Annotated in this window: 18 protein-coding genes; 10 read left to right on the forward strand and 8 right to left on the reverse strand. The window is 71.3% G+C overall.

The features are described from left to right. The first annotated feature begins 89 nt into the window (after positions 1 to 89). Together paaK and ACFQVC_RS35705 are read left to right on the forward strand one after the other, a co-directional pair. Entirely contained in the window at positions 90 to 1,379 is a 1,290-nt protein-coding gene (paaK, locus tag ACFQVC_RS35700; protein WP_381838553.1) for a phenylacetate--CoA ligase PaaK, read from the forward strand. Between the two features lie 115 nt (positions 1,380 to 1,494). After that, entirely contained in the window at positions 1,495 to 2,511 is a 1,017-nt protein-coding gene (locus ACFQVC_RS35705) for a peptidyl-alpha-hydroxyglycine alpha-amidating lyase family protein (protein WP_381838555.1), read from the forward strand. 110 nt (positions 2,512 to 2,621) lie between these two features. Here ACFQVC_RS35705 and ACFQVC_RS35710 read toward each other — a convergent pair whose 3' ends face one another. Together ACFQVC_RS35710 and ACFQVC_RS35715 are read right to left on the reverse strand one after the other, a co-directional pair. Further along, positions 2,622 to 4,133, reverse strand: a complete 1,512-nt coding sequence (locus ACFQVC_RS35710) for an acyl-CoA synthetase (RefSeq protein WP_381838557.1) — start codon at positions 4,131 to 4,133, stop codon at positions 2,622 to 2,624. Between the two features lie 166 nt (positions 4,134 to 4,299). Then, positions 4,300 to 5,718 (reverse strand): LCP family protein, encoded by a 1,419-nt coding sequence (locus ACFQVC_RS35715; RefSeq protein ID WP_381838559.1) that lies wholly within the window; start codon positions 5,716 to 5,718, stop codon positions 4,300 to 4,302. Between the two features lie 361 nt (positions 5,719 to 6,079). Here ACFQVC_RS35715 and ACFQVC_RS35720 point away from each other — a divergent pair, with 361 nt between their 5' ends. Continuing rightward, positions 6,080 to 8,533 carry a penicillin acylase family protein gene (locus ACFQVC_RS35720; protein WP_381838561.1) on the forward strand — a complete coding sequence of 818 codons (2,454 nt, stop codon included), beginning with the start codon at positions 6,080 to 6,082 and terminating at the stop codon, positions 8,531 to 8,533. Between the two features lie 75 nt (positions 8,534 to 8,608). On the opposite strand, the gene ACFQVC_RS35725 is transcribed toward ACFQVC_RS35720, so the two are convergent. Further along, the gene (locus ACFQVC_RS35725; protein ID WP_381838563.1) at positions 8,609 to 10,903 is read right to left on the reverse strand and encodes an MMPL family transporter; all 2,295 of its coding nucleotides are present in this window, start codon (positions 10,901 to 10,903) and stop codon (positions 8,609 to 8,611) included. A gap of 322 nt (positions 10,904 to 11,225) precedes the next feature. Between ACFQVC_RS35725 and ACFQVC_RS35730 the strand changes: the two genes are divergently transcribed. The 6 genes from ACFQVC_RS35730 to ACFQVC_RS35755 all read left to right on the forward strand — a co-directional run bounded on the left by ACFQVC_RS35730 (position 11,226) and on the right by ACFQVC_RS35755 (position 16,275). After that, positions 11,226 to 11,756, forward strand: coding sequence for a hypothetical protein (locus tag ACFQVC_RS35730; RefSeq protein WP_381838565.1), 531 nt, complete (start codon positions 11,226 to 11,228; stop codon positions 11,754 to 11,756). 124 nt (positions 11,757 to 11,880) lie between these two features. Continuing rightward, a complete protein-coding gene (locus tag ACFQVC_RS35735; protein ID WP_381838567.1) occupies positions 11,881 to 12,771 on the forward strand; it encodes a DUF4097 family beta strand repeat-containing protein in 891 nt (296 codons plus the stop codon). A gap of 107 nt (positions 12,772 to 12,878) precedes the next feature. Further along, a complete protein-coding gene (locus ACFQVC_RS35740) occupies positions 12,879 to 13,928 on the forward strand; it encodes an ATP-binding cassette domain-containing protein (RefSeq protein WP_381838569.1) in 1,050 nt (349 codons plus the stop codon). Then, a complete protein-coding gene (locus ACFQVC_RS35745; protein ID WP_381838571.1) occupies positions 13,928 to 14,719 on the forward strand; it encodes an ABC transporter permease in 792 nt (263 codons plus the stop codon). The genes ACFQVC_RS35740 and ACFQVC_RS35745 overlap by 1 nt, the downstream gene beginning before the upstream one ends. An 84-nt stretch (positions 14,720 to 14,803) precedes the next feature. Continuing rightward, the gene (locus ACFQVC_RS35750) at positions 14,804 to 16,057 is read left to right on the forward strand and encodes a cytochrome P450 (RefSeq protein ID WP_381838573.1); all 1,254 of its coding nucleotides are present in this window, start codon (positions 14,804 to 14,806) and stop codon (positions 16,055 to 16,057) included. Next, positions 16,054 to 16,275, forward strand: coding sequence for a ferredoxin (locus ACFQVC_RS35755; protein ID WP_381838575.1), 222 nt, complete (start codon positions 16,054 to 16,056; stop codon positions 16,273 to 16,275). The genes ACFQVC_RS35750 and ACFQVC_RS35755 overlap by 4 nt, the downstream gene beginning before the upstream one ends. 125 nt (positions 16,276 to 16,400) lie before the next feature. On the opposite strand, the gene ACFQVC_RS35760 is transcribed toward ACFQVC_RS35755, so the two are convergent. The 4 genes from ACFQVC_RS35760 to ACFQVC_RS35775 form a co-directional block, all read right to left on the reverse strand. Next, a complete protein-coding gene (locus tag ACFQVC_RS35760; protein ID WP_381838577.1) occupies positions 16,401 to 17,501 on the reverse strand; it encodes a calcium:cation antiporter in 1,101 nt (366 codons plus the stop codon). Positions 17,502 to 17,639: 138 nt separating this feature from the next. Further along, positions 17,640 to 18,917, reverse strand: coding sequence for a beta-ketoacyl-[acyl-carrier-protein] synthase family protein (locus ACFQVC_RS35765; protein WP_381838579.1), 1,278 nt, complete (start codon positions 18,915 to 18,917; stop codon positions 17,640 to 17,642). A 257-nt stretch (positions 18,918 to 19,174) separates the two neighbouring features. Next, entirely contained in the window at positions 19,175 to 20,731 is a 1,557-nt protein-coding gene (locus ACFQVC_RS35770; RefSeq protein ID WP_381838581.1) for an acyl-CoA synthetase, read from the reverse strand. A gap of 33 nt (positions 20,732 to 20,764) precedes the next feature. Further along, entirely contained in the window at positions 20,765 to 21,868 is a 1,104-nt protein-coding gene (locus ACFQVC_RS35775; protein WP_381838583.1) for an NAD(P)H-dependent flavin oxidoreductase, read from the reverse strand. Positions 21,869 to 22,102: 234 nt separating this feature from the next. Between ACFQVC_RS35775 and ACFQVC_RS35780 the strand changes: the two genes are divergently transcribed. Beyond that, a complete protein-coding gene (locus ACFQVC_RS35780; RefSeq protein ID WP_381838585.1) occupies positions 22,103 to 23,893 on the forward strand; it encodes a serine hydrolase in 1,791 nt (596 codons plus the stop codon). A gap of 68 nt (positions 23,894 to 23,961) precedes the next feature. Here ACFQVC_RS35780 and ACFQVC_RS35785 read toward each other — a convergent pair whose 3' ends face one another. Next, positions 23,962 to 25,533: a phytoene desaturase family protein gene (locus tag ACFQVC_RS35785; RefSeq protein ID WP_381838587.1), complete on the reverse strand. Its 1,572-nt coding sequence runs from the start codon at positions 25,531 to 25,533 to the stop codon at positions 23,962 to 23,964. Between the last annotated feature and the right edge of the window lie 47 nt (positions 25,534 to 25,580).

A 25,580-nucleotide genomic window follows, 5' to 3' on the forward strand; every position in this document is an offset into this window, starting at 1 on the left:
ACGCTCCCGGCCTGCCCCTGGATAACTGAACCGGCACAGCGACCGAATGATCGGTTGTCCGGTTCGGGCGGGTTGGACGGAGACGGCACATGACGGCTGAACTCGACGCGGCGGAGCGGCTCGGCCGCGCGGACCTGAGGGCCCTGCAGCTCGAGCGGCTGCGCGCCACACTGCACCGGGTGTACGAGAAAGTCCCGTACTACCGGGCCGCCTTCGACAAGGCGGGCCTGCACCCCGACGACTGCCGTACGCTCGCCGACCTCGCCCGTTTCCCCTTCACCACGAAGGCCGATCTGCGGGACAACTACCCCTTCGGGATGTTCGCGGTGGGCCGGGACCAGGTGCGCCGTATCCATGCGTCGAGCGGCACCACTGGACGCCCGACCGTCGTCGGCTACACCGAGCACGACCTGGACGTATGGGCGCAGGCGGTGGCCCGGTCGATCCGCGCCGCCGGCGGCAGACCGGGCCATGTCGTCCATGTCGCGTACGGCTACGGCCTGTTCACCGGCGGGCTCGGCGCGCACTACGGCGCGGAACGGCTCGGCTGTACGGTCGTGCCCGCGTCCGGCGGGATGACGGCACGGCAGGTCCAGCTGATCCAGGACTTCCGGCCCGAGGTCATCATGGTGACGCCCTCGTACATGCTCACGCTCCTCGACGAGTTCGAGCGCCAGGGCATCGATCCGCGCTCCACCTCCCTCAAGGTGGGGATCTTCGGCGCCGAGCCGTGGACGGAACAGATGCGCCACGAGATCGAGGACCGCTTCGCGATCGACGCCGTCGACATCTACGGCCTGTCGGAGGTGATCGGCCCCGGCGTGGCGCAGGAGTGCGTGGAGACCAAGGACGGTCTGCACATCTGGGAGGACCACTTCTATCCCGAGGTCGTCGATCCGCTCACCGGCGAGGTGCTGCCCGACGGGGAGAGCGGCGAGCTGGTCTTCACCTCGCTCACCAAAGAAGCGATGCCCGTGATCCGCTACCGGACACGGGACTTGACGCGGCTGCTCCCGGGCACGGCGCGCCCCGCGTTCCGCCGGATGGAGAAGATCACGGGGCGTAGCGACGACATGGTGATCCTGCGCGGGGTGAATCTCTTCCCCACACAGATCGAGGAGATCGTGCTGCGCACCGCGGCGCTCGCCCCGCACTTCCAGCTGCGCCTGACCCGTGAGGGCCGGCTCGACGAGCTGACCGTGCGCGCCGAGGCCCGCGCGGAGGCGACGGCCGTGCAGCGCGAGGAGGCGGCGCGGGCCGTGGCCGCGGCCGTGAAGGACGGGATCGGTGTCTCGGTCGGGGTCGAGGTCGTGGACCCCGGCACCCTTGAACGGTCGGTGGGGAAGCTCCGGCGGATCGTGGACGAGCGCCCCAAGTAGCCGTCGCATACGGCCCTGCCCCGGGTCGCCTCGGCCCCAAGTGGTCCCGTGGTCTGTCCCGTTGGGGCGCCAGGGGATTACTCTCGCGGCCGGACGACACCGTATGGAGGCCTCCATGACCGTCGGCCCCGCCACCCCCGAGACCGTGTACGAGCCCGTCCCCTACTGGGCCAAGGTGCCGCACGGGATCTGGCTCAAGGAAGCCACCTCCGTGGCCGTGGACTCCCAGGACCGCGTCTACGTCTTCAACCGCGGCAACATGCCGGTCCTGGTCTTCGACCGCGACGGCGATCTGGTCGACATGTGGGGCAACGACACCCCGTTCGCGGGGACGGAGCTCTATGAGGACCCGTACGGGAATCTCACGCCGCGCTGGTCGGGCTGCCGGTTCCTGCGTCCGCACGCCGTGACCGTCGACCACGAGGACCATCTGTGGCTGGTGGACGACGTGGGCAACACCGTCACCAAGACCGACACCAAGGGCAAGGCGCTGCTGACCCTGGGTACCGGCCGCCCCACGGCGTTCCAGAGCGGCGAGCCGTTCAACCGCCCCACGGACGTGGCGGTCCACCCGGTGAAGGGCGACATCTACGTCACGGACGGCTACGGCAACTCCCGCGTGCACCGCTATGACGCGTACGGCAGACACCTCGGCTCCTGGGGTGAACCCGGTACGGACGAGGGGCAGTTCAGCCTGCCGCACAACCTCGCGATGTTCGGCGACGACGCGGTCATCGTGTGCGACCGCGAGAACCACCGGATCCAGGTCTTCGGGCTCGACGGCACCTTCCGTACCACCTGGCACGCGCACAAGGCCGTCGCCGTCTGCTCCGGCAAGGGCGCCGACACCCATCTGTACGTAGCCGAACAGGGCCCGCCGCCGATCCAGTTCGGGGTTCCGGGTATCGGCCACAAGATACAGATCTACGACCTCGAAGGCCGTCGCGTCACCAAGTTCGGGGCGGCGCTGCCCGGTGAGGCGCCGGACCAGTTCAACTGGCTGCACAGCGTGGCCGTGGACTCCGAGGGCAGTGTGTACGCCGCGGAGGTCTCGTACATCGAGGTGGGCAGCAAGCTGGATCCGCCGCGTGAACTGGTCAGTCTGCGCAAGTGGCGCCGCGTGAGCGGCTGACCGGTGCCGGGCCGGCGGCTGACCGGGCCCGTACCGCCGCGCACGGGCCCTCGGACCTCCCCGCCTCAGACCTCCCCGCCTCAGACCTCCCCGCCTCAGACCTCCCCGCCTCAGACCTCCCCGGCGAACCGGTCCCGAAGCTCCCGCTTGAGGATCTTCCCGCTGGCGTTGCGCGGCAGTTCGGGCACGAACAGCACGCGCTTGGGGGCCTTGAAGGCGGCGAGCCGTTCGCGGGCGTGCGCGATGAGTTCGGCCTCGTCCACCTCGCCGTTCGCCACCACGACCGCGGTGATCGCCTCGATCCAGCGTTCGTGCGGTAGGCCGATCACCGCGGCCTCGGCGACCCGCTCATGTGTGTAGAGCGCGTCCTCGACCTGGCGCGAAGCGACCAGGACGCCACCGGAGTTGATGACGTCCTTGACCCGGTCGACCACGGTGAAATAGCCCTCGGCGTCCCGCACCGCGAGATCGCCCGAGCGGAACCAGCCGTCGCGGAAGGCCGCGGCGCTCTCCTCCGGCTTGTCCCAGTACCCTTCGCACAACTGCGGTGAGCGGTAGACGACTTCGCCGGGTGTGCCGTCGGGCACGTCCTTGCCGGAGTCGTCGACGACCCGCGCCTCGACGAAGAGCACCGGGCGCCCGCAGGAGTCCATCCGGCCCTCGTGCTCATCGGGCCCGAGCACCGTGGCGAGCGGGCCGATCTCGCTCTGCCCGAAGCAGTTGTAGAAGCCGAGCCCCGGAAGGCGGCCGCGCAGCCGCTCCAGGACCGGCACGGGCATGATCGACGCCCCGTAGTACGCCTTGCGGAGGGCGCTCAGGTCACGGGTGGCGAACTCGGGGTGCTGCGAAAGGCCGATCCACACGGTGGGCGGCGCGAACAAGCTGTCCGCGCCGCCCGCCTCCACCAGGTCGAAGATCTGCCGCGGGTCCGGGCCGTCGAGGATGGTGTTCTGCGCGCCGACCGCCAGATAGGGCAGCAGGAACACATGCATCTGCGCCGAGTGGTACAGCGGCAGCGAGTGCACGGGCCGGTCGGCCTCGGTCAGATCGAGGGCGTGGATGGCGCTGACGTACTCGTGCACCAGGGCGCGGTGCGTCATCATCGCGCCCTTGGGGAGGGCGGTGGTGCCGGAGGTGTAGAGCAGTTGCACCAGATCGCCGGCGTCCGGTTCGTCGCCGTCGTACGCGGCTGCCGCGTCGAGCCGGGCGAGCAGCGAATCGTCGCTGTCGCGCAGGGCCAGGGCCGTCGTGTCGTCGGGCAGCCGGTCCGCGAGGTCCGGGTCGGTCAGGACGAGTGAGCTGCCGGACTGCCGCAGGATGTACGCCAGGTCGTCGCCGGTGAGGTTGTGGTTGACGGGTACGTGCACCAGGCCCGCCCGGGAGCAGCCGAGGAAGCCGATCAGATACGCGTCCGAGTTGTGCCCGTAGGCGGCGACCCGGTCGCCGGGTGCGCGACCGGTGTCCCGCAGCACGCGGGCGGCGCGCGACACCGCCTCGTCGAGTTCCGCGTAGGTCCAGGAGCGGTCGGCGTAGTGGACCGCGGTGCGGTCCGGGGTGCGCCGTGCGCTGCGGCGGAGCATGCCGTCGACCGTGTTGCTGCGTGCGCTGGGGGAGCCCGTCATGGCGTGATCCTGGGCCGGGGCGCGGGCGGCGGTCAAGACGCGGGACGTGGCCGCGCGCACGGGTCCGCCGCCCGATTGTTCCGCCTTCCGGGGCCCCCGGCCGTCCCGCCTTCCGGGGCACCCGGCCGGGTCCGCTCATCCTCCGATGGAGCCTGGCCGGGGCCGCTCACCCCTCCGATGGCGCCTGGCCGGGTCCGCAGCGCAGCCGGTCGGCCGTGGTCGGGGGGCCTTCGATGCCGCTGCGGTCGTATGTCACGGGCACCACGGTGCCGGCCGTAGCGCCCACCTGGATGTCGAAGACCCGGCCGTGGCCCTTGACCGGGCGGAGGCGGGCGCCGGGGAGGGCGGCGGTCAGGGCCGGGACGTAGCGGTAGCGCGTGGGGTCGTAGGTGATGACCGTCGGACCCTGGGGCGGCGGGCCGTCGCGGCGCGGGCCCTCGACGACGGTGAAGCCGGTGCGCCGCAGGGAGTCCGCGACGTGGGTGTCGTTCACCCGCACATGGGTGTCGGACGGGGGCATGCCGACGATGACGCCGCGCCGCGGCCGCGGCTGGATGCGGGAGTCGTCGGTGACCGGCCGGTCCGCGCGCAGCGCCGACCACAGGGCGGCCGCCCGCTCGGGGTGCCACAGGACGCTGCTGCCCCATTCGGGCACCGTGTGGTCCCACTCCGAGATCGGGACGGTCGCGAACTCCATCTGCTCCGGCTTCAACCGGCCGACCGCGACGCCGAGTTCGACGAGGTCCATGAGGCCGGTGCCGGGTCCCACGCGTACGGAGGTGAGCAGGTCGCGTACGACCGCCGCCGACGCCGCGCCGCCGTCGAGCGCTCCGGCCTCGCGGAGGCGGCCGAGGAGATCGACCAGGAGCCGCTGCTGGCGGCGTACGCGGCCGCCGTCGCCGGGCGGGTTGATGTGCCGGGCACGGGCGTAGCGCAACGCGCCGACGCCGTCGAGGTGATGGCTGCCCGCGCCGAGATCGAGGCCCGCGGCGCGGTCGCGCATGGGCCGCCTGCCGCAGACCTCGGCGCCGCCGAGCCGGTCGACGGCGGTGGCGAAGCCCGCGAAGTCGGCCTCCATGTAGTGGTCGATGCCGAGGCCCGTGGCCTTCTCCACGGTGCGTACGGCAAGGTCGGGACCGCCGTGCTTGTAGGCCGCGTTGATCTTTCCGGAGTGCGCGGGATGGCCGTGCTCGGCGAACGGGACGTAGGAGTCCCGCAGGATCGACACCACGCTCAGGCGGCGCCGGTCCTCGGTCAGATGGACCACCATCATCACGTCGGTGCAGTCACAGGCCCGTCCGCCGACGTGCAGCCTGCGGCGCTCGTCCGGGGAGATGCCGGCCCGGCGGTCGAGGCCGACGAGCAGGATGTTCGTGCCGTCTCCCGCCCGGTTCGCCGCGGTGCCCGGCTGCGCGGCGCCCGGCTGCGCGGAGCCCGGGTACGCAGTGCCCGGGTACGCAGTGCCCGGGTACGCGGAGCCCGGATGTGCGGAGCCCGGATGTGCGGCCAGTGCTCCGCCGGCGAGGGCGGCCAGGGCGAGTGCGGTGGCGGTCAGTCGTCGCAGTGGGGACGGAAGCGGAGACATCCGCGGACGCGGTCGCGGTGACAGAGGAGAGCGCATGGCCCGACCCTGACCCGCCGGGCGCCGGGCCGCCGCCGGTGTTACGCCGGACGCAGGGCGGGCGCCCGCACTCCCGGGTGACCCGCGCGGCGGGCCGCCTCGCGCCGCGGTGACCGGCGCACAGCGGCCCGCGTCCCACTGCCGGTGACCGGCGCACGCCGGCCCGCGTCCCACTGCCGGTGACCGGCGCGCGGCGGCCCGCGCCCCACGCCCGCGGCGTGTCGCAGGACCGCTCCTCACCTCACGCTTCCGACCCGGTCACAACTGACATACCGCTTGGTATGCTCAACCGCCCCTGCCCGCACGGATGTTGGGAGGCCCCTTCTTGCGTACCAGCCGCAGCCGGGTCCGTCTGAGACGACTCACCCTGATCGGCACCGCCCTGGCCGCCGTCGCCGCCACCGCGTCGCCGGCCCCCGCCGCACCGGACGGCGCAGACGAACGGCGGCCGTCCGGCGGCGGTCTGTCCGCCGTGGTCCGCTACACCGAGTACGGCATTCCGCACATCGTGGCCAAGGACTACGCGAACCTGGGCTTCGGCACCGGGTGGGCGCAGGCCGCCGACCAGGTGTGCACCCTCGCCGACGGCTATGTGACGCTGCGCGGCGAGCGCTCGAAGTACTTCGGCGAGAAGGCCGTGCCCGACCAGTCCCTCTCGTCCGCCTCCACGAATCTCTCCAGCGACCTGTTCTTCCGCGGCGTGCGCGACGCGAAGACCGTGGAGAAGCTCCTCGAAGTGCCGGCCCCGGTCGGCGCGGGACGTGAAGTGCGGGAGCTGATGCGGGGGTTCGCCGCGGGCTACAACACCTGGCTGAAGCAGAACCGCATCACGGACCCGGCCTGCGCGGGCGCCGACTGGGTGCGCCCGATCAGCACCCTTGACGTCGCACGACGCGGCTTCGCGCTCGCGGTCCTGGGCGGTCAGGGCCGCGCGGCCGAGTCGATCACCAACGCGCAGCCACCGGCCGGCGGCACGGCGGGGCGTACGGAGCCCGGCGAGGCACCGGACAAGAAGGCACCGGACAAGAAGAAGGCCGCCGCGGCCGCACGCGAGCTGTTCTCAGCGCAGAACGCCGACATGGGCTCCAACGCCGTGGCCTTCGAGGGCGGCACGACCGCGAACGGACGCGGGCTGCTGCTGGGCAACCCGCACTACCCCTGGCAGGGCGGACGCCGCTTCTGGCAGTCACAGCAGACCATCCCGGGTGAACTCAACGTGTCCGGCGGCTCGTTGCTGGGTGCCGTCTCCGTTTCCATCGGCCACAACGCCAAGGTCGCGTGGAGCCATACCGTCGCCACCGGCGTCACGCTCAACCTGCATCAGCTCACCCTCGACCCGGCCGACCCGACGACGTATCTCGTGGACGGCAAGCCGCACAAGATGACGCGGCGGACCGTGACGGTCGAGACGAAGGACGGCGCACCGGTCACCCGCAGTCAGTGGTGGACCCGTTACGGCCCCGTGGTCACCTCGCTGGGCGCGCAGCTGCCACTGCCGTGGACGAAGACGACGGCGTACGCGCTCAATGACCCCAACGCCGTGAACATGCGGGTCAGCGACGCCTCCCTCGCCCTCAACAAGGCGCAGAGCACCGAGGACATCAGAAAGGCCCTGGCCCGCAAGCAGGGTCACCCCTGGGTGAACACCATCGCGGCCGACTCCGAGGGGCACTCGCTGTTCACGCAGGCGCAGGTGCTGCCCCGGATCACCGACGACTTGGCGGCCCGCTGCTCGACGCCGCTCGGCAAGACCACCTATCCCAGCGCGGGACTCGCGATCCTGGACGGCTCGCGCGGCGACTGCGCGCTCGGCAAGGACAAGGACGCCCTGCAGCCGGGGATCTTCGGGCCGTCGAAGATGCCGACGCTGACGGACGCCCCGTACGCGGAGAACTCCAACGACAGCGCCTGGCTCGCCAACGCGAACCGTCCGCTGACCGGCTACGAGCGGGTCTTCGGCACCATCGGTACGCCGCGGTCGATGCGGACGCGCGGCGCGATCGAGGATGTCGCGGCGATGGCGGACAAGGGCTCCCTCACTCTGAAGGACCTGCAGAAGCAGCAGTTCGCGAACCGCGCGCCTGCGGGCGATCTCGCGGCGGCCGACGCGGCGAAGGCCTGTGCGGCGCTGCCCGGCGGCACGGCAACGGGCAGTGACGGCAAGGCCGTTGACGTCAGCGGGGCCTGTGCGGCGCTGGCCGCCTGGGACCGCACGGTGAACACCGGCAGCAAGGGCGCCCTGCTCTTCGACCGGTTCTGGCGCAAACTGACCGCGGGCGTACCGGCGGCGGAACTGTGGAAGGTGCCGTTCGACCCGGCGGACCCGGTACGCACACCGAACACGCTCAACACCGCGCACCCCGGTTTCGCCCGGGCTCTCGCGGACGCGGTCGGCGAACTGAAGGCCGCGGGTGCGGCGCCCGACGGGGAGCTCGGCAAGAACCAGTACGTGCGGCGCGGCGGCCTGACCATCCCGGTGGGCGGCGGCACCGAGTCGCTCGGCATCTGGAACAAGCTGGAGCCCGTCTGGGATCCGGCGGCGGGCTATACGGAGGTGGCACACGGCTCCAGCTACATCCAGGCGGTCGGCTTCGACGGCAGCCGCTGCCCGGTGGCCCGCACCCTCCTGACGTACGCCCAGTCCTCCAGCGCCCACTCGCCCCACTACAGCGACCAGACCCGGCTGTTCTCGGGCAAGCGGTGGGTGAAGGCCCGCTTCTGCGAGAAGGACATCCTCTCCTCCCCCGGCCTGAAGGTGGTGCGCGTACGGGAAGGGTGACCTGACGGGTCAGGTCCGGCGCGGTACGGCGGTACCGGTCCAGGGGTGACGACTCCTGGACCGGTACCGGCCGTCTCACCTCACCCGGTCCAGTTCGCGCTCACCGTGCGGCTGCGGTACGCGGGGCGCGGACGACTGCCGCGGGGAGAGCCGGGAGAGCTTCTCGCCCTCCACGTCGACATCGGGCAGGAGCCGGTCGAGCCAGCGGGGCAGCCACCAGGCGGACTTGCCGAGCAGGGCGAACAGGGCGGGGACCAGGGCCATGCGGACGACGAAGGCGTCGAAGAGGACGGCGGCCGCGAGGCCGAAGCCGATCATCTTGATGAAGTCGTTGTCCTCCATGATGAACCCGGAGAACACGCTGATCATGATGGCGGCGGCCGCGGCCACCACCCGCCCGCCGTAGCGGAATCCGGTGACGACCGCCTCGCCGGGGCGCGCCCCGTGGACGTAGGCCTCCCGCATACGGGTCACCAGGAACACTTCGTAGTCCATGGCGAGACCGAAGACCACCCCGATCATGAAGATCGGCATCGTGCTCATGATCGGGCTCGGCTGGTCCACGCCGAACACATCGGCGAGCCAGCCCCACTGGAAGACCGCCACCACCGCGCCGAGCGCCGCGGCCACCGAGAGCAGAAAGCCCAGGGCCGCCTTGAGCGGGACGAGGACCGAGCGGAAGACCACCATCAGGAGCAGGAACGCCAGGCCGACGACGAGGGCGAGATACGGAAGCAGCGCGTCGTCGAGGGTCTGCGAGAAGTCGATGAACATCGCGGTCTGGCCGCTCACAAGCACCTCCGCTCCGGTGTCGGCCCGGAAGCCGTCGGCGCGGGCGCGGATCGAGCGGACCAGGTCCTCGGTCCTGGCGTCGGTGGGGCCTGTGGCCGGGACGACATTCAGGATCGCGGTGTCGCCGGCCTTGTTGGACGTGGCGGGGGTGACGGCGGCGACGCCGTCCATGCCGGCCAGCCGACCGCCCACGGTCTTGGCGGCCGACGCCGCGTCCCGGCCCTCGACGGTAATCATCAGCGGGCCGTTGAACCCGTCGCCGAAGGAGTCCGAGAGCATGTCGTACGCCTTGCGCTGAGTGGTGTCGGGGGCCATCGTGCCCTCGCCCGGAAGGCCGAGTTCGAGGCTGGCGGCGGGCACGGCCATCGCTCCGAGACCGATGACGCCGACCAGGAGTACGGCCACGGGGTGGCGCAGCACGTAACTCGCCCAGCGGGAGCCGAGGTTGGGCTTGCGCCGGGCGGCCTTCTCGGCGCGCGCGGCGGCCTCAACCCGCTCACGCTGCTTGCGCTGCTTGCGCTGCTTGCGCGGTGAGAGCGTCTTGCCGGAGAAGCGGGCCCGGTCCCTGCGGCGCAGCACCTTGACGGGCGCGAAGCCGAGCAGCGCCGGGACCAGGGTGAGCCCGACCAGGACGGCGACCGCGACCGTACCGGCGGCGGCCAGACCCATCTTGGTGAGCATCGGGATGTCCACGACCGCAAGACCGGCCAGGGCCACGATGACCGTGAGGCCCGCGAAGACCACCGCCGAGCCCGCGGTGCCCACCGCACGTCCCGCCGCGTCGGCGCGCTCGCGGCCCTCGGTGAGTTCGGCGCGGTAGCGGGAGACGATGAACAGGGCGTAGTCGATGCCGACCGCGAGGCCCAGCATCATCGCGAGCGTCGTCGTGGTGCCGGACAGGCCGAGGGTGGCGCCGAGCGCGGTGATGCCGGAGATTCCGATCCCGACGCCGATGAGGGCGGTGAGCAGCGGCATGCCCGCGGCGATGACGGAGCCGAAGGTGAGCAGCAGGACGATCGCGGAGATCAGGAGGCCGATCTTCTCCCCGGTGCCGCTCATCGCGGCGTCCACCGGCACGGCGTCACCGCCCGCCTCCGCCTGCAGACCGCCGTCGCGGGCCTTGGCGAGGGCGTCGTCGAAGGCGTCGTGCGCCTCTGCGGAGACCTTGGGTGCGGCGACGTCGTAGGAGACGAGCGCGTACGCCGTGGTGCCGTCCTTGCTGACGGCCTTCGTGGCGTACGGGTCGCTGACCGAGACCACCTGCGGGGCCTTCTTCAGCTCCGTGAGCAGCGCGCCGACCTCGGACCTGGGCCCGGCCGCGGAGATCTTCCCGCCGTCGGGCGCACGGACCACGACCCGGGCGCTCGCCCCGTCCGCGCTCGCGCCGGGGAACTTCTCCTCAAGGAGGTCGAAGGCCTTCTGCGACTCGGTGCCCGGCATGGAGAAGGTGTCGGCCGGCGGCGGCGCGGCGGTGGAGGCGGCGAAGCCCGCGCCGCCGAGGATCACCACCCACAGCAAGGTCATCAGCCATCGGCGCCGAAAGGCGAGACGGCCCAGCTTGTACAGGAATGTGGCCATGACGAAGGGACTCCTGTCGGGAGAAGAGGGAGCGAGTAAAGGGAGCGAGCGAAGAGCCGCGCCGCTGGGACGGACGAGTCCCGCCTGCACGGGGCCCGGCGAGCGGGCAGGGGGCGCCGGAGCGCTGCCGTTGTGGCAGCATCATGACGCCACCCCGATGGCGTCACCATGACACCACTATGGCGTTACCGCAAGCCACTCCGGGGTGCCATCGGCGCCACACTCTCCACCCTGGACGCTAAAAGCACAGGTCACAGGCGCACAGAAGACAATGGCACACGCATGGCTCGCCATGGCGCCACATGTGTGCCATGATGGCGTTATGGACCTCACGCCCTACGTCGACAGCCTCCGTCGGGAGCTCGCCACCGCAGCGGATGCGGGCGGCGACGAATCCCGGGCCCTGGCCGAGCGCCTGACCGCCCCCCTAGAGTCCGCCACCCGCCTGACCCTGCTCAACGCGCTGTCCGCGGCCATGGGCGAGGTCACCCAGGAGCTCGCGCCCGGTTCGGTCGATGTACGGCTGCGCGGACTCGACCCCGAGTTCGTGGTGACACCGCCGCCCGCGCCGGAGCCGTACCGCGAGGCGGAGGAGCCGGCCGGCCCGCCGCCCTCCGCGGCTCTCGCCTCGGCCGCCCCCGAGGGCGACGACGGCAGCATGGCGCGGATCAACTTCCGGCTCCCCGGCCACCTCAAGTCCCGTGTCGAGGACGCCGCCGGTCAGGAGGGCCTTTCGGTCAACGCCTGGCTGGTGCGGGCCGTGGCCCAAGCGCTTGAGGGCGGCCAGCGGGCGAGCCCGCAGCCCCGCAGCGTGAGCACCGGCCGCCAGGGCTTCACGGGCTGGGTCCGCTAGACAAGGCCCCGCCCGCCCGCGCCACCTTCACCGGCGGGGTCACTCACCCCCGACCCCGCCGACGTTCAACTTCACCCGCTCCACCAGCGGTTTCTTCCATCCGAGCCAGAAGGACGGCACAGCCATGCCTACTTACGACACCCCTCAGCCGATTACCGCCGTCATCGATGTCGAGGCCGGCACCGTGCGGATCAGCGCGGGCAAGCGCACCGACACGGTCGTCGAGGTGCTGCCGCGCGACGGAGCCAGCGACAACGACGTACGCAGCGCACGGCAGACGCAGGTCTCCTGCGCCGACGGCACGCTGCGGGTCAAGGGACCCAGGACGCGCTCCCCGTTCAACAAGGGCGGCCTGATCGAGGTCAGCGTCGAGCTGCCCGCCGGATCCGAGGTGCGCGCCGCCACGGGGCTCGGCAACGTGCTGTGCGAAGGGCCGCTCGGCGCCTGCACGTTGAAGACCGGGCTCGGTGACATCCAGCTCGGCGAGGCCACCACCGTGGACCTCAAGACCTCCACCGGTGAGATCCGCCTCGCCCACGCGACGGGCGACGCCGAGATCGGCGGAATGGGCCTGGTCGAGATCGACACCGTCGACGGCTCCGCCACCGTCAAGAACGGCAACGGCGAGACCCGTATCGGAGCGGTCGGCGGCGCTCTCGAGCTCAAGTCGTCCAACGGCGCCGCGTCCGTCGGCAGCGTGCACGGCGAGGTCCGCGCCAAGTCCGCGAACGGCCCCATCGAGATCGGTGTCGCCCAGGCCGGCGTCGAGGCCTCCTCCGCCATGGGCGGGATCAAGGTCGGCGAAGTCGCTCGCGGCAAGGTCACCCTGCGCACTTCCATCGGCAATGTCGAGGTGGGCATCCGCGAAGGCACCGCGGCCTGGCTGGACGTGCACACCAAGTTCGGCTCCGTGCGCAACACCCTCGGCGGTGCCGACGGCCCTGGCGGTGCCACCGACACCGTCGAGGTGCGCGCCAACACCTCCGGCGGCGACATCGTCATCCACCGCGCCTGACCGATGTGCTCCCCCCGTCCCTCTTCAGCCGGAGAACTTCCGGCCGAAGAACGTGCAGCCGAAGTACGTGCAGCCGAAGAACTCCCGAAGACCCGAAGGGATACGGCATGACCGCCGCCCGGACCACCACCACAGCGATACCCCCGGCCACCGCCCAAAAGGCCATCACCGCAACGGGACTGCGCAAGTCCTACGGCGAGAAGCTGGTGCTCGACGGCATCGACCTGGACATCGCCGAAGGCACCGTCTTCGCTCTGCTCGGGCCGAACGGCGCGGGCAAGACCACCACCGTGGAGATCCTCTCCACCCTCACCGACGCCGACGCCGGCGAGGCCTGGGTCGCGGGCCGCCACCTGACCCGGGCCGCCGAGGCGGTACGCACCGCCATCGGCGTCACCGGCCAGTTCTCGGCCGTCGACAACCTCCTGACCGCCGAGGAGAACCTGCTCCTCATGGCCGATCTGCACCACCTGGACCGGCGCGAGGGCAGACGGCGGGCCAGGGACCTGCTGCAGCGCTTCGACCTGGCCGAGGTGGCGTCGAAGAGCGCCGTCACCTTCTCCGGCGGCATGCGGCGCAAGCTCGACCTGGCGATGACCCTGGTCGGCGACCCGCGCATCATCTTCCTCGACGAGCCCACCACCGGCCTCGACCCGCGCAGCCGCCGCACCATGTGGGAGATCATCCGCGGGCTCGTCGCCGACGGCGTCACCATCTTCCTCACCACCCAGTATCTGGAAGAGGCCGATCAACTCGCCGACCGTATCGCCGTGCTGGACCACGGCCGGCTGATCGCCGAAGGCACCGCCGACGAACTCAAGCGGCGTATCCCCGGCGGGCACATCCGGCTGCAGTTCGCCGATCCGCACGGACTCGGCACGGCCGCGGGCATCTTCGGCATCGCCACCCGCGACGACGATTCGCTCACGCTGCAGATCCCCAGCGACGGCTCCATCCCGAATCTGCGGGCCGTCCTCGACACCCTCGAAGCGACCGGGGTCCAGGCCGAGCACCTCACCGTGCACACCCCCGACCTCGACGATGTCTTCCTGACCCTCACCGGCCGGACCCCGCCCGGCGACACGGCCGCCACACCCGGCTCCGCCGGCTCCCCGAGCTCTTCCGGCTCCCTCAACTCCGCGAAGGAGAACGTCTGATGGCCACCGTGTCCTACGCCGCCAGAGACTCCGCGACGATGCTGCGGCGCAACCTCAAGAAGGCCCTGCGCTATCCGTCCCTGACGCTCACCGTCGTCATCATGCCGATCATGATGCTGCTGCTGTTCAACTACGCCTTCGGCAGCGCCCTGGGCGAAGGCATCGGCGGCACGGCCACGGGAGGCGGCGAGTACATCGACTACGTCGCGCCCGGCATCATCCTGATGGCCGCCACATCCGGCGCCGTGACCATCGCGATCACCGTCTGCATGGACAAGACCGAAGGCATCGTCAACCGCTTCCGCACCATGCCGATCTCCCGGTCCTCGTTCCTGACCGGCCATGTCGTCGGCAACGTCATCCAGACGATGGTCACCATCGCCCTCGTCCTCGGCGTCGCGCTGCTCATCGGCTTCCGCCCCGATGCCACACCGGTCGAATGGCTCGCCGCCATCGGACTGCTCGCGCTGCTCACCCTGGGACTCACCTGGATCTCGGCCGGCATCGGCCTGATCGCCCAGAACGTCGAGACGGCCAGCAACATGCCCATGCCGATGACGTTCCTGCCGTTCCTCGGCAGCGCCATCGTGCCGACCGACTCCATGCCCACCGGCCTGCGCTGGTTCGCCGAGTACCAGCCGTTCACACCGATCATCGAGACCCTGCGCGGCCTCTGGCTCGGCACCGAGATCGGCAGCAGCGCGGTCATCGCTCTCGGCTGGTGCGTGGCGCTCAGCCTGGTCGGCTACGTGTGGGCGCGCCGCACCTTCAAGGCCGGCCTCAAGCGGTAACTCCCCTGCGCCATCAGCCACTTCAGCACACGCACGAGCGCATCCGAGCACACGAGCACACGAGCACACACTGGAGGACACACCATGTCGTACGACCCGACGACCGCCGCCGGCGCTGCCCCAGCCACCTCTGCCGCAGCCGAGGAGCCGCCGACGCTTCCGATCGACCGGCACACCGGCTGCCCCTTCGACCCGCCCGCCGGGCTCACCGCCCTGAGCGACCGGCCGGTGCGCCGCCTTCGCCACGCCGACGGGCATGACGGCTGGCTGGTCACCGGGCACGCCGCGGCCCGCGCCGTCCTCTCCGACCCCCGGTTCAGCTCACGCTACGAACTCATGCACCCGCCGATGCCGATGGAGGGCCTGCCGGCGGAGATGCCGCCGGCGCCTGTCGGTGAGTTCATCGGCCTCGACGCCCCCGAGCACACCCGCTACCGGCGGCTGCTCACGGGCAAGTTCACCGTCCGCCGGATGCGTCAGCTCACCGAGCGGGTCGAGCAGTTCACCGTGGAGTGCCTGGACGCCATGGAGCAGGCGGGGACTTCCGCCGACCTGGTGGAGGTGTTCGCACAGCCGGTGCCGGCGCTCATGATCTGCGAGTTGCTCGGGGTGCCCTACGCCGACCGGGACCGTTTCCAGAGCCATGTGGCGACCGTCTTCGACCAGCGCGCGGACATGGAGGCGAAGGGCGCGGCGTTCGGGGCCATCCATCAGTTCCTGAGTGAACTCGTCGCCGCCAAGCGGGCCGAGCCCACCGACGATCTGCTCAGCGATCTGACCGCGTCCGATCTCACGGAGGAGGAGCTGATCGGTGTCGGCGGGGTGCTGCTCGCCGCCGGTCTCGACACCACCGCGAACATGCTCGCCCTCGGCACCTTCGCCCTGCTGAGCAACCCGGACCAGCTGGACGCCCTGCGCGCGGACCCGGGCCTCGCGGAGCAGACCGTCGAGGAGCTGCTGCGCTACCTCAGCGTGGCCGACCCCATCCCGCGGGCCGCGCTCGAAGACGTGGAGATAGAGGGTCAGTTGATCAAGGCGGGCGAGACGGTGACCGTGTCCGTGCAGGCCGCCAACCGGGACGCGGGGAAGTTCCCCGACCCGGACCGGCTCGACATCCACCGCAAGGCCACCGGCCATCTGGCCTTCGGACACGGCGCCCACCAGTGCCTCGGCCAGCAACTGGCCCGGGTCGAGATGGCCGTCGCGTTCCCCGCGCTGTTCGCCCGCTTCCCCGGGCTCCGCCTGGCGGTGCCCCCGGAGCAGGTGCCCTTGCGCGAGCATGCCAATATCTACGGCGTGATCAGTCTGCCCGTCACCTGGGACAAGGAGCAGTCATGACAACCCTGCGTCTGAGTGTCGACCGTGAGCGCTGTGTCGGCGCCGGCATGTGCGCCCTGACCGCCCCCGAGGTCTTCGACCAGGACGACGACGAGGGCCTCGTAGTCCTCCTGGAGGCGGAGCCCTCCCCCGCCGACCGCACGGCCGCCAAGATGGCCGCCGGCGTCTGCCCCTCCGGGGCGATCACCGTCAACGACCCGGACTCCAGCGCCACTTGAGCGCCCCGACCCTGCTCTGACCCCGGTCCCCAAGAGCCCGGGAACCGAGAACCCCGCACCGCAGCCGGTGGGGGGCTCTCGTGTGCGCCAGGTCCCGACCGTGCACGAGGACCGCTCGGCACTGCTCAGGGACTGATCGCCAGGAACACGAACGACGCGAACAGCACCAGATGTACGCCGCCCTGCATCAGCGTCGCCCGCCCCGGCACCACCGTCAGGACACTGACGACGACGGTCAGGGCGAGCAGCACCATGTGCGTGGCGCCGAGCCCGAGCGTCAGCGGCCCGTTCAGCCAGATCGAGGCGATGGCGATGGCCGGGATGGTCAGGCCGATGCTGGCGATGGCGGAGCCGTGCGCCAGGTTGAGGCTGATCTGCACGCGGTCGCGGCGCGCGGAGCGATAGGCCGCCAGGGCCTCGGGCAGCAGCACGAGCATGGCGATGACGACGCCGACGAAGGCCTGTGGCAGGCCCGCCGCGTCGACCCCCGACTCGATCGTGGGCGAGACGCCCTTGGCGTTGCCGACCACCGCGACCAGGGCGGCGAACAGCAGCGCCAGGCTGAGGAAGGTCTCGCGGTTGGTCGGCGGATGCGCGTGGTCCTCCTGGTCGAGCACCTCGCCGTCGCGGGTGACCGGCAGGAAGTACTCGCGGTGGCGGACCGTCTGCATCGCCACGAACAACAGGTACAGGGCGAACGAGACGACGGCGGCGAAGGCCAGCTGCGCCGTGGAGAACTCGGGCCCCGGCGCGCTGGTGGTGAACGTCGGCAGGACCAGGCTGAGCGTGGCGAGCGTCGCCACCGTGGCCAGGGCCGCCACGGTGCCCTCGGTGTTGAAGGCCGCGACGCGGTTGCGCAGGGCACCGACGAGCAGCGCGAGGCCGACGATGCCGTTGCAGGTGATCATCACGGCGGCGAAGACGGTGTCGCGGGCGAGGGAGGAAGATTTCGCCCCGCCGTCGGCCATGAGGGTGACGATCAGGGCGACCTCGATCACGGTGACGGCGACCGCGAGCACCAGGGAACCGAAGGGTTCACCGACCCGGTGCGCCACCACTTCCGCGTGGTGGACGGCGGAGAGCACGGCCCCCGCGAGACACAGCGTGACCAGGACCACTACCGGGCCCGGCAGGTCACGGCCCCAGGTCAGGGCGAGGACGACGAGGGCGACCAGGGGGACCACGGTGGTGCCGACCGTGGTCAGCGGGCCCGGTTTCGTAGCCATGACAACACGCTCTCAGCTACTCCGGCCCGGCGCCGCCCGGGCGGCCTTCTATCAAACCCGTCCGGCGATTGAGGACGAGCCCGCAGGGCGATATACGGCGACCGGGACGACGGTGCGGTCACAGTCCGTGACAAACGCCTAGACGTACCGCCGCAGCGCAAGGACCGCATTGTGCCCGCCGAACCCGAAGGAGTTGCTCAGGACCAGATCCCCGCCGGCAGGCGCCAGCTCTCTGGGGGCCATCGTCACGACGTCCAGACCGATCGCGTCGTCGGGGTTCTCGCAGCCGAGCGTGGGCGGAATGACCCCGTGGTGCAGGGTGAGCGCCGCCGCCACGGCCTCCACACCGCCGGCGGCACCCTGCAGATGCCCGAAGTGCCCCTTGAGCGCGGTGACCGGCACGCTCACGTCGCCGAAGACCTCGCGCAGCGCCCTGGCCTCGGCGAGGTCGCCCTCGACGGTCGCGGTGGCGTGGGCGTTGATGTGCGCTACGTCGGCCGGCTCCGCGCCGACGTCGTCGAGGGCGCGCCGCACGGCCCGCACGACACCGGCGCCTGTGGGGTCGGGGGCGGCGATGTGGTGGGCGTCGGCGGACAGACCGTGCCCGGCGGCCTCGCAGTAGATGCGGGCGCCACGGGCCAGGGCGTGCTCTTCCGACTCCAGGACGAAGAGGCCCGCGCCTTCGCCGAGCACGAAGCCGTCACGGTTCTTGTCGAAGGGACGGGAGGCCCCGGCGGGGTCGTCGTTGCGCGGCGACAGGGCCCGCATCGCGGCGAAGGAGGCCATCAGCGCGGGCGTGATCACCGCTTCGCTGCCGCCGGCCAGGGCCACGTCCAGCTTTCCGTACCGGATCCGGTCGATGGCCGCGCCGATGGCTTCGGTGCCCGAGGCGCAGGCGCTGGTGACGGTGCGGGCCTCGCCGGTGATGTGCAGATCCATGGAGATCTGCGAGGCAGCCTGCGAGGGCACCGTCATGGGGGCGGCGAGCGGCGGCACGCCCCGCGGTCCCTTGGCGCGCAGCGCCCGGTCCGCGTCGACCATGACGGGGGTGCCGCCGATGATCGTGCCCATGGAGATACCGGTGCGGTCGGCGGACAGCATGCCTTCGGTGGTCTCGGCCGGGGTGAAGCCCGCGTCCTGCCAGGCCTCGCGGGCGGCGACGACGGCGAGCTGCGCGGCCCGGTTCATCCGGCGCGCCTGCGCCCGCGGCAGCAGATCCGCGGGCTCGACGGCCGCGGGGGCGCCGATGCGCACCGGCAGCCCGTCGAACTCCTCGCCCTCCAGCTGCCGTGCTCCGCTGCGCCCCTCCAGAAGGGACCGCCACAGCGCGGGAACGTCGGAGCCGAGCGGAGTGACGGCGCCCACGCCGGTGACGACGACCCGGCGGGGAGCCCTCCCGGGCATGGCGTGGTGCATGGCGCTGACTGCTCTCTGAGGGGACGTGCTGTGCTGGAATTCCCCCCGGGTGAGCACGCCCGTACTCAGGGCGGGCACACCCGTATGAAGGCGTACTCGCCCGTGCCAACCGGGCCGCTGCGGGGGGAATTCCACCATAACGGGACCGCCGTCCCCGCTCTATCCCCGAAAGCCTTTGGTGACCGGAATCACCGCGTCCGTGAATTCCCGGTAAGGCTTGCTCAGGGCCCTTCTCAGGGCCCTTCTCAGGATCCTTCCTATACGGCCCGCTCCCGCCCCTCCCAATAGGGATCGCGCAGCCGCCGCTTGTAGAGCTTCCCGTTGGGGTCGCGTGGCATGGTCTCGATGAAGTCGACGCTCTTGGGCCGCTTGTAGCCGGCCAACTGCCGTTCGCAGTGGGCGAGGATCGCGGCGGCGAGCGCGTCATCTGCGCTGTGTCCTTCGGCCACCTCGATGACGGCCTTGACCTCTTCGCCCCAGTCGGAGTGCGGGATGCCGAAGGCCGCGGCGTCGGCGACGGCCGGGTGGGTGAGCAACGCGGATTCGATCTCGGCGGGATAGATGTTCACGCCGCCGGAAATAATCATGTCGATCTTCCGGTCCCGCAGAAAGAGATAGCCGTCCTCGTCGATAATTCCCAGATCGCCCACGGTGAAGAAATCCCCGATGCGATTCTTCTTCGTCTTGGCCTCGTCCTTGTGGTACGAGAATCCGCCGGTGGACATCTTCATGTATACGGTGCCGAGTTCACCGGGCGGCAGCCGGTTGCCGTCGTCGTCGAAGACCGCCAACTCACTGATGGGCCAGGCCTTTCCGACGGTCCCGGGCTTCTTCAGCCAGTCCTCGGCGGTGGCGAAGGCGCCGCCGCCCTCGCTGGCCGCGTAGTACTCCTCGACGCAGTTGCCCCACCACTCGATCATGGCGCGCTTCACATGGTCGGGGCAGGGCGCGGCGCCGTGGATCGCGTGCCGCATGGAGGAGACGTCGTAGGACGCGCGGACCTCTTCGGGCAGGGCGAGAAGGCGGTGGAACTGGGTGGGGACCATATGCGTATGCGTGCACTTGTACGTGTCGATGAGCCGCAGCATCTCGCGGGGCGTCCACTTGTCCATGAGGACGAGCCGGTGCCCGATGTGCAGGGAGGCACCCGCGAATTGAAGGACGGCCGTGTGGTACAGCGGCGAGCAGACGAGGTGCACGTTGTCGTCGAAGGGCCTGATGCCGAAGATGCCGAGAAAGCCGCCGAGGTGGGACTCCTCGGGGAGCTTGCCCGACAGGGGGCGGCGGATGCCGCGCGGGCGTCCGGTGGTGCCCGAGGTGTAGTTCATGACCCAGCCGAGGGTGCGCCCGTCGGGCGCCGACTCGGGCTGTCCGGCGAGGAGTTCGGCGTAGGGCCTGAAGTCCTCGATCTCTCCGGCGGCGTAGCGGTGGGTGGCCGGGAGCTTCGCCTCGTCGGCGGCGGCGGTGGCCGCTTCGGCGAACCGCTCGTGCGCGATCAGCACCTTGGCCCCGGAGTCGGAGACGATCCAGGCGATCTCCGGGCCGACCAGATGGTGGTTGACGGGTACGAGGTAGAACCCGGCCTGGGCGGCGGCGAGATAGGCGGTGAAGAACTCGACTCCGTTGGGCAGGACGACCGCGAAGGCGTCACCGCGCTCCAGGCCCGCGGCGCGCAGTCCGTGCACGAGCTGGTTGACGGCGGCGTGCAGCCGCCCCGCCGTCCACTCCTCGCCGTCGGGTGCGATCAGGACGGTGCGCTCGGGCTCCGCGGTGGCCTGCGCCCAGAAGCCGTTGGGCGGTGGCGTGCTCGACATGGCGTCGCTCTCCTCTCGTCGGCGGCCGGCCGGTCAGGCGCGTCCGGCGATCCGGTTGATGCGGTCGATAGCGCGCTCGAAGCCCCTGGTCAGGTCGTCGAAGACCTGCCGGACACTGCGCTCGGAGTTCATCCGCCCGACGATCTGCCCGACGGGCGTGCCAAGGAGCGCGTCCACCTCGTACTTCTGAATCCGGGACACGGCCTCGGCGACCAGGAGACCCTGCAGCGGCATGGGCAGGGTGCCGGGGCCGCTCGGGTCGTCCCAGGCGTCGGTCCATTCGGTGCGCAGCTGGCGTGCGGGCTTTCCGGTCAGGGCACGGGAGCGCACGGTGTCGCTGGAGGTGGCGGCGAGGAGCTTCTCGGTGAGCCGCCGTGAGTGCATCTCGGCCTCGGTGGTGGTCAGCCAGATCGACCCAGTCCAGACGCCCTGGGCGCCCAACGCCAGGGCGGCGGCGACCTGTTCGCCGCTGCCGATGCCGCCGGCGGCGAGCACGGGCAGCGGGTCGACCGCCTCGACGGCCTCGGGGGTGAGCACCATGGAGGCGATCTCACCGGTGTGGCCGCCCGCCTCGTAGCCCTGGGCGACGACGATGTCGATGCCGGCGTCGGCGTGCTTTCGGGCGTGCCGGGCGCTGCCCGCGAGGGCGGCGACGAGGATGTCGTGTTCGTGGGCGCGCTGGATGACATCGGCGGGCGGCGAGCCGAGGGCGTTGGCGAGCAGCTTGATGGGGTAGTCGAAGGCGACGTCCAGCTGGCTCCTGGCCACCTGCTCCATCCAGCCGGTGATCCGCCAGCCCGACGCCTCGCCCTCGGGCAGCTCGGGGACGTTGTGTTTGGCGAGGGTCGAGCGCACGAACTCCCGGTGCGACTCGGGGATCATGGCCTCGATATCGGCCTCGGTGACCCCCTCGACCTTCTTCGCGGGCATCACGACATCAAGGCCGTACGGCAGGCCGTCGGTGTGCTTCTGCACCCAGTCCAGGTCACGTTTGAGGTCGTCGGGCGCCGTGTAGCGGACCGCTCCGAGCACACCGAATCCGCCGGCCCTGCTGATGGCGGCGGCCACGGCGGGGAACGGCGTGAAGCCGAAGATGGCGTGCTCGACTCCCAGTTTCTTGCTCAGCTCCGTCTGCATGGCCGCAGAATGCCGCAGCGCGGCTTTCGACGGAAGAGATTTTCTGATGCAGTGTCAGATTCTTTGCGTCCGGCGCCACGCCACTCACGGAGGCTTGACAGCACCCCACCCCGGCAAGAAAGTTTCACCTGCTGGGCGCAGTTCCGAAAGATTCTTTCAGCGCCGGGCTCGGTGAAGCCCGGCACCAGCTCGGCGCGGGCTTGAGCGCGGCATACACAGCGGGAGGACGGGGCCATGGACGAGGGCAGGGCGAACAGCGGCAGATCCGGCCTTACGCGACGTCAAGTCGCGGCGGGTGCACTGGCTTTCGGCGGAACAGTGGCTCTCGCGCCGTTCCCCGCCGGGCCCGCCGCCGCCCGCGAAGGCAAGGACCGCCCCACCCTGCGCCCCGGCTCCGCCGAACGCGCCGGGCTGCTCCCCGGCGAGCTGCGCCAACTCGTCGCCGACGCCGAGAAGTTCCTCGGCCCCTCCCCCAAGCACCCCTGGTACGCGGGCGCCGTCCTGCTCGCCGGGCGCGGCGGGACGGTGGCCCTGCACCAGCCGATCGGGATGGCGGTGCGCTACCAGGCGTACGACGAGAAGACCGACACCGCCGTGGAGTTCCCGCCCGAGCAGCAGATCCCGGCGGCCGCCGACACGGTCTACGACCTGGCGTCCGTGTCCAAGCTCTTCACCTCGATCCTCGCCGTGCAGCAGATCGAACGCGGCGGCCTGGCACTCGAAGGCAAGGTGGCGACGTATCTGCCGGAGTTCGGCGGAGCCGGGAAACAGGACATCACGATCCGTCAGCTCCTCACCCACACCTCGGGTTTCCGCGCCTGGATCCCGCTCTACAAGGAGCCGACGTACGAGGGAAAGCTCCGTCTCATCTGGAACGAGGCGCCGCTGAACCCGCCCGGCACCAAGTACCTCTACTCCGACCTCAACCTCATCTCGCTCCAGCTGGTCCTGGAGAAGCTCACCGGCCGCCGCCTCGACCAGCTCCTCCACGACGAGATCACCGCGCCCCTGGGCATGCGCCGCACCCGCTACAACCCGCCCGCGGCCTGGAAGCCCGAGGTCGCCGCCACCGAGGACGCCCGCGCCCCCTGGTCAGGCCTCGAACGGGGCCTGGTGTGGGGCGAGGTGCACGATGAGAACGCCTTCAGCCTGGGCGGTGTCGCCGGGCACGCGGGCGTGTTCTCCTGCGCCTGGGACCTCGCCGTCCTCGGCCGTACGCTCCTCAACGGCGGCTCCTACGGGCGGGCCCGCATCCTGGAACCGGAGTCGGTGGAGCTGATGTTCACCGACTTCAACACCGCCTTCCCCGGCGATGAGCACGGCCTCGGCTTCGAGCTCTACCAGCACTGGTACATGGGCGCGATGGCCACACCGCGCACCGCCGGGCACACCGGCTTCACCGGCACCTCGCTCGTCCTCGACCCGACGACCGACTCGTTCCTGGTGGTGCTCGGCAACTCCGTGCATCCGGTGCGCAGCTGGCGCTCCGGCTCCGCGCCCCGCGTGGCGACGGCCAACCGGCTCGCCCGCGCCGTCCCGGTGCGGCCCGCGCACGGCCGTACGGCCTGGTTCTCCGGCATGGCGGGCTCGGCCTCGGCCACCCTCGCACTGCCCGCCCTCACCCTGGCATCGGACCGCGCCCGGCTGCGCTGCTCCCTGTGGTGGGACTCCGAACCCGGCTCCGACAAGCTGCACTTGGAGGCGTCCGGCGACGACGGGGCGACCTGGCAGGCGGTGCCCTTCACGACCGTACGCGCGGGCCGGGACCCGCTGGAGCACCCGGCCGGCTCCGTGACCGGCTACTCGGGCCGCGTATGGCACCGACTGACGGCTCCGCTCGGAGCGTTCCGCGGCAAGCCGGTGCGGCTGCGCTGGCGCTATGCGACGGACCAGCTGTACGTGGGGCGCGGGGCGTACGTCGACGGGATCCGCGTCGACGACGGCGCACGGACCGTCTTCGACGAGTCACGCCCGGCGGACGCCGCCCGGATCGAGGCGAAGGGCTGGACCGCGTCCGCGGACTGACCCCAGAGCCGAGCGCCACGCCCCCTGTCCTGGCCTCGCCTCGTCCCGCCCGCCCCGCCCCGCCCCGCCTACAACCCCAGCGCCACCATCGCCGCGTTGTGCCCGGGAATGCCGCTCACGCCGCCGCCCCGCACCGCGCCCGCCCCGCACAGCAGCACATTGGCGTGCGCGGTCTCCACGCCCCAGCGGCCGGTGCCCTCCTGGGCGTAGGGGAAGGCGAGGTCGCGGTGGAAGATGTTGCCGCCCGGCAGCCGCAGCTCGCGTTCCAGGTCGAGCGGGGACTTCGCCTCGATGCAGGGGCGGCCTTGCGCGTCGGTGGCCAGACACTCCGCGACCGGCTCCTCCAGGTGCGCGTCCAGCTGGGCGAGCGTGGCCTTCAGGAGCTCGTCGCGGACGGCGTCGTTGGCGTCGGTGAAGAGCCGGGCCGGGGTGTGCAGACCGAAGAGGGTGAGGGTCTGGTAGCCGTCGGCGGCGAGTTCGGGGCCGAGGATGGAGGGATCCGTCAGGGAGTGGCAGTAGATCTCCGACGGCGGCGCGGCGGGTGCCCGGCCGGCCGCGGCCTCGGCGTACGCGGTCGCCAACTGCTCGTATCCCTCGGCGATATGGAAGGTCCCGGCGAAGGCGCGCCGCGGGTCCACCTCCTGGTCCTTCAGGCGCGGCAGCCGCTTCAGGAGCATATTGACCTTGAGCTGGGCGCCTTCGGCGGGCGGCTGCGGCGGCTCTTCGCCGAGCAGTCCGGCAAGGGCCTGCGGGGAGGCGTTGACCAGGACGTGCCGGGCCGCGGCCACGGACTCGGTGCCGTCGTCCGTGCGGAAGGCGACCTGTGCGCGCTCACCGTCGGTCTCGATCCGCAGCGCCTCGTGCCCCGTCCGGATCTCGGCGCCGGCGTCACGGGCGGCCCCCGCCAGCGCGTCGGTGAGCGCCCCCATGCCGCCGACCGGCACGTCCCAGTCGCCGGTGCCGCCGCCGATGACGTGGTACAGGAAGCAGCGGTTCTGCCGCAGCGACGGGTCGTGGGCATCGGCGAAGGTGCCGATCAGGGCATCCGTGAGGACCACACCGCGGACCAGGTCGTCGGCGAAGTTCTCCTCCACCGCGACCCCGATGGGCTCCTCGAAGAGCAGCCGCCAGGCCTCCTCGTCATCGATCCGCGCCCGCAGCTCCGCCCGGGAGGGCAGCGGCTCGGTGAGGCTGGGGAAGACCCGCTCGGCGACGCGCCCTGTCAGGGCGTAGAACCGCTGCCAGGACTCGAACTCCCGGTCCGAGCCGGTCAGTTGACGGAAGGCGTCCCTGGTGCGCGACGCGGGCCCGGCGACGAGCAGCCCTGTCGCCCTGCCGTCGCGTTCGACGGGTGTGTACGACGACACGTCCCGCTTGCGGACCGCGAAGGTGAGCCCCAGATCCCGCACGATCTTCTTCGGCAGCAGGCTCACCAGATACGAGTAGCGGGAGAGCCGCGCGTCCACCCCCTCGAAGGCATACGTCGACACGGCGGCGCCACCGGTGTGCCCGAGCCGCTCGAGGACGAGCACGGAGCGCCCGGCGCGGGCGAGATAGGCGGCGGCCACCAGGCCGTTGTGCCCACCGCCCACGATCACGGCGTCATAGGCGGAGCGGGCGGGGCGAGCTGGGGTAGGCATGGCTCTTCGTAACACGCGCGGTGGACCGCGGCCAGCGTGGCCCGGCG

Origin of the sequence: Streptomyces monticola, from assembly GCF_042665355.1 — a bacterium.
GTDB classification, from domain to species: Bacteria; Actinomycetota; Actinomycetes; order Streptomycetales; family Streptomycetaceae; genus Streptomyces; species Streptomyces monticola.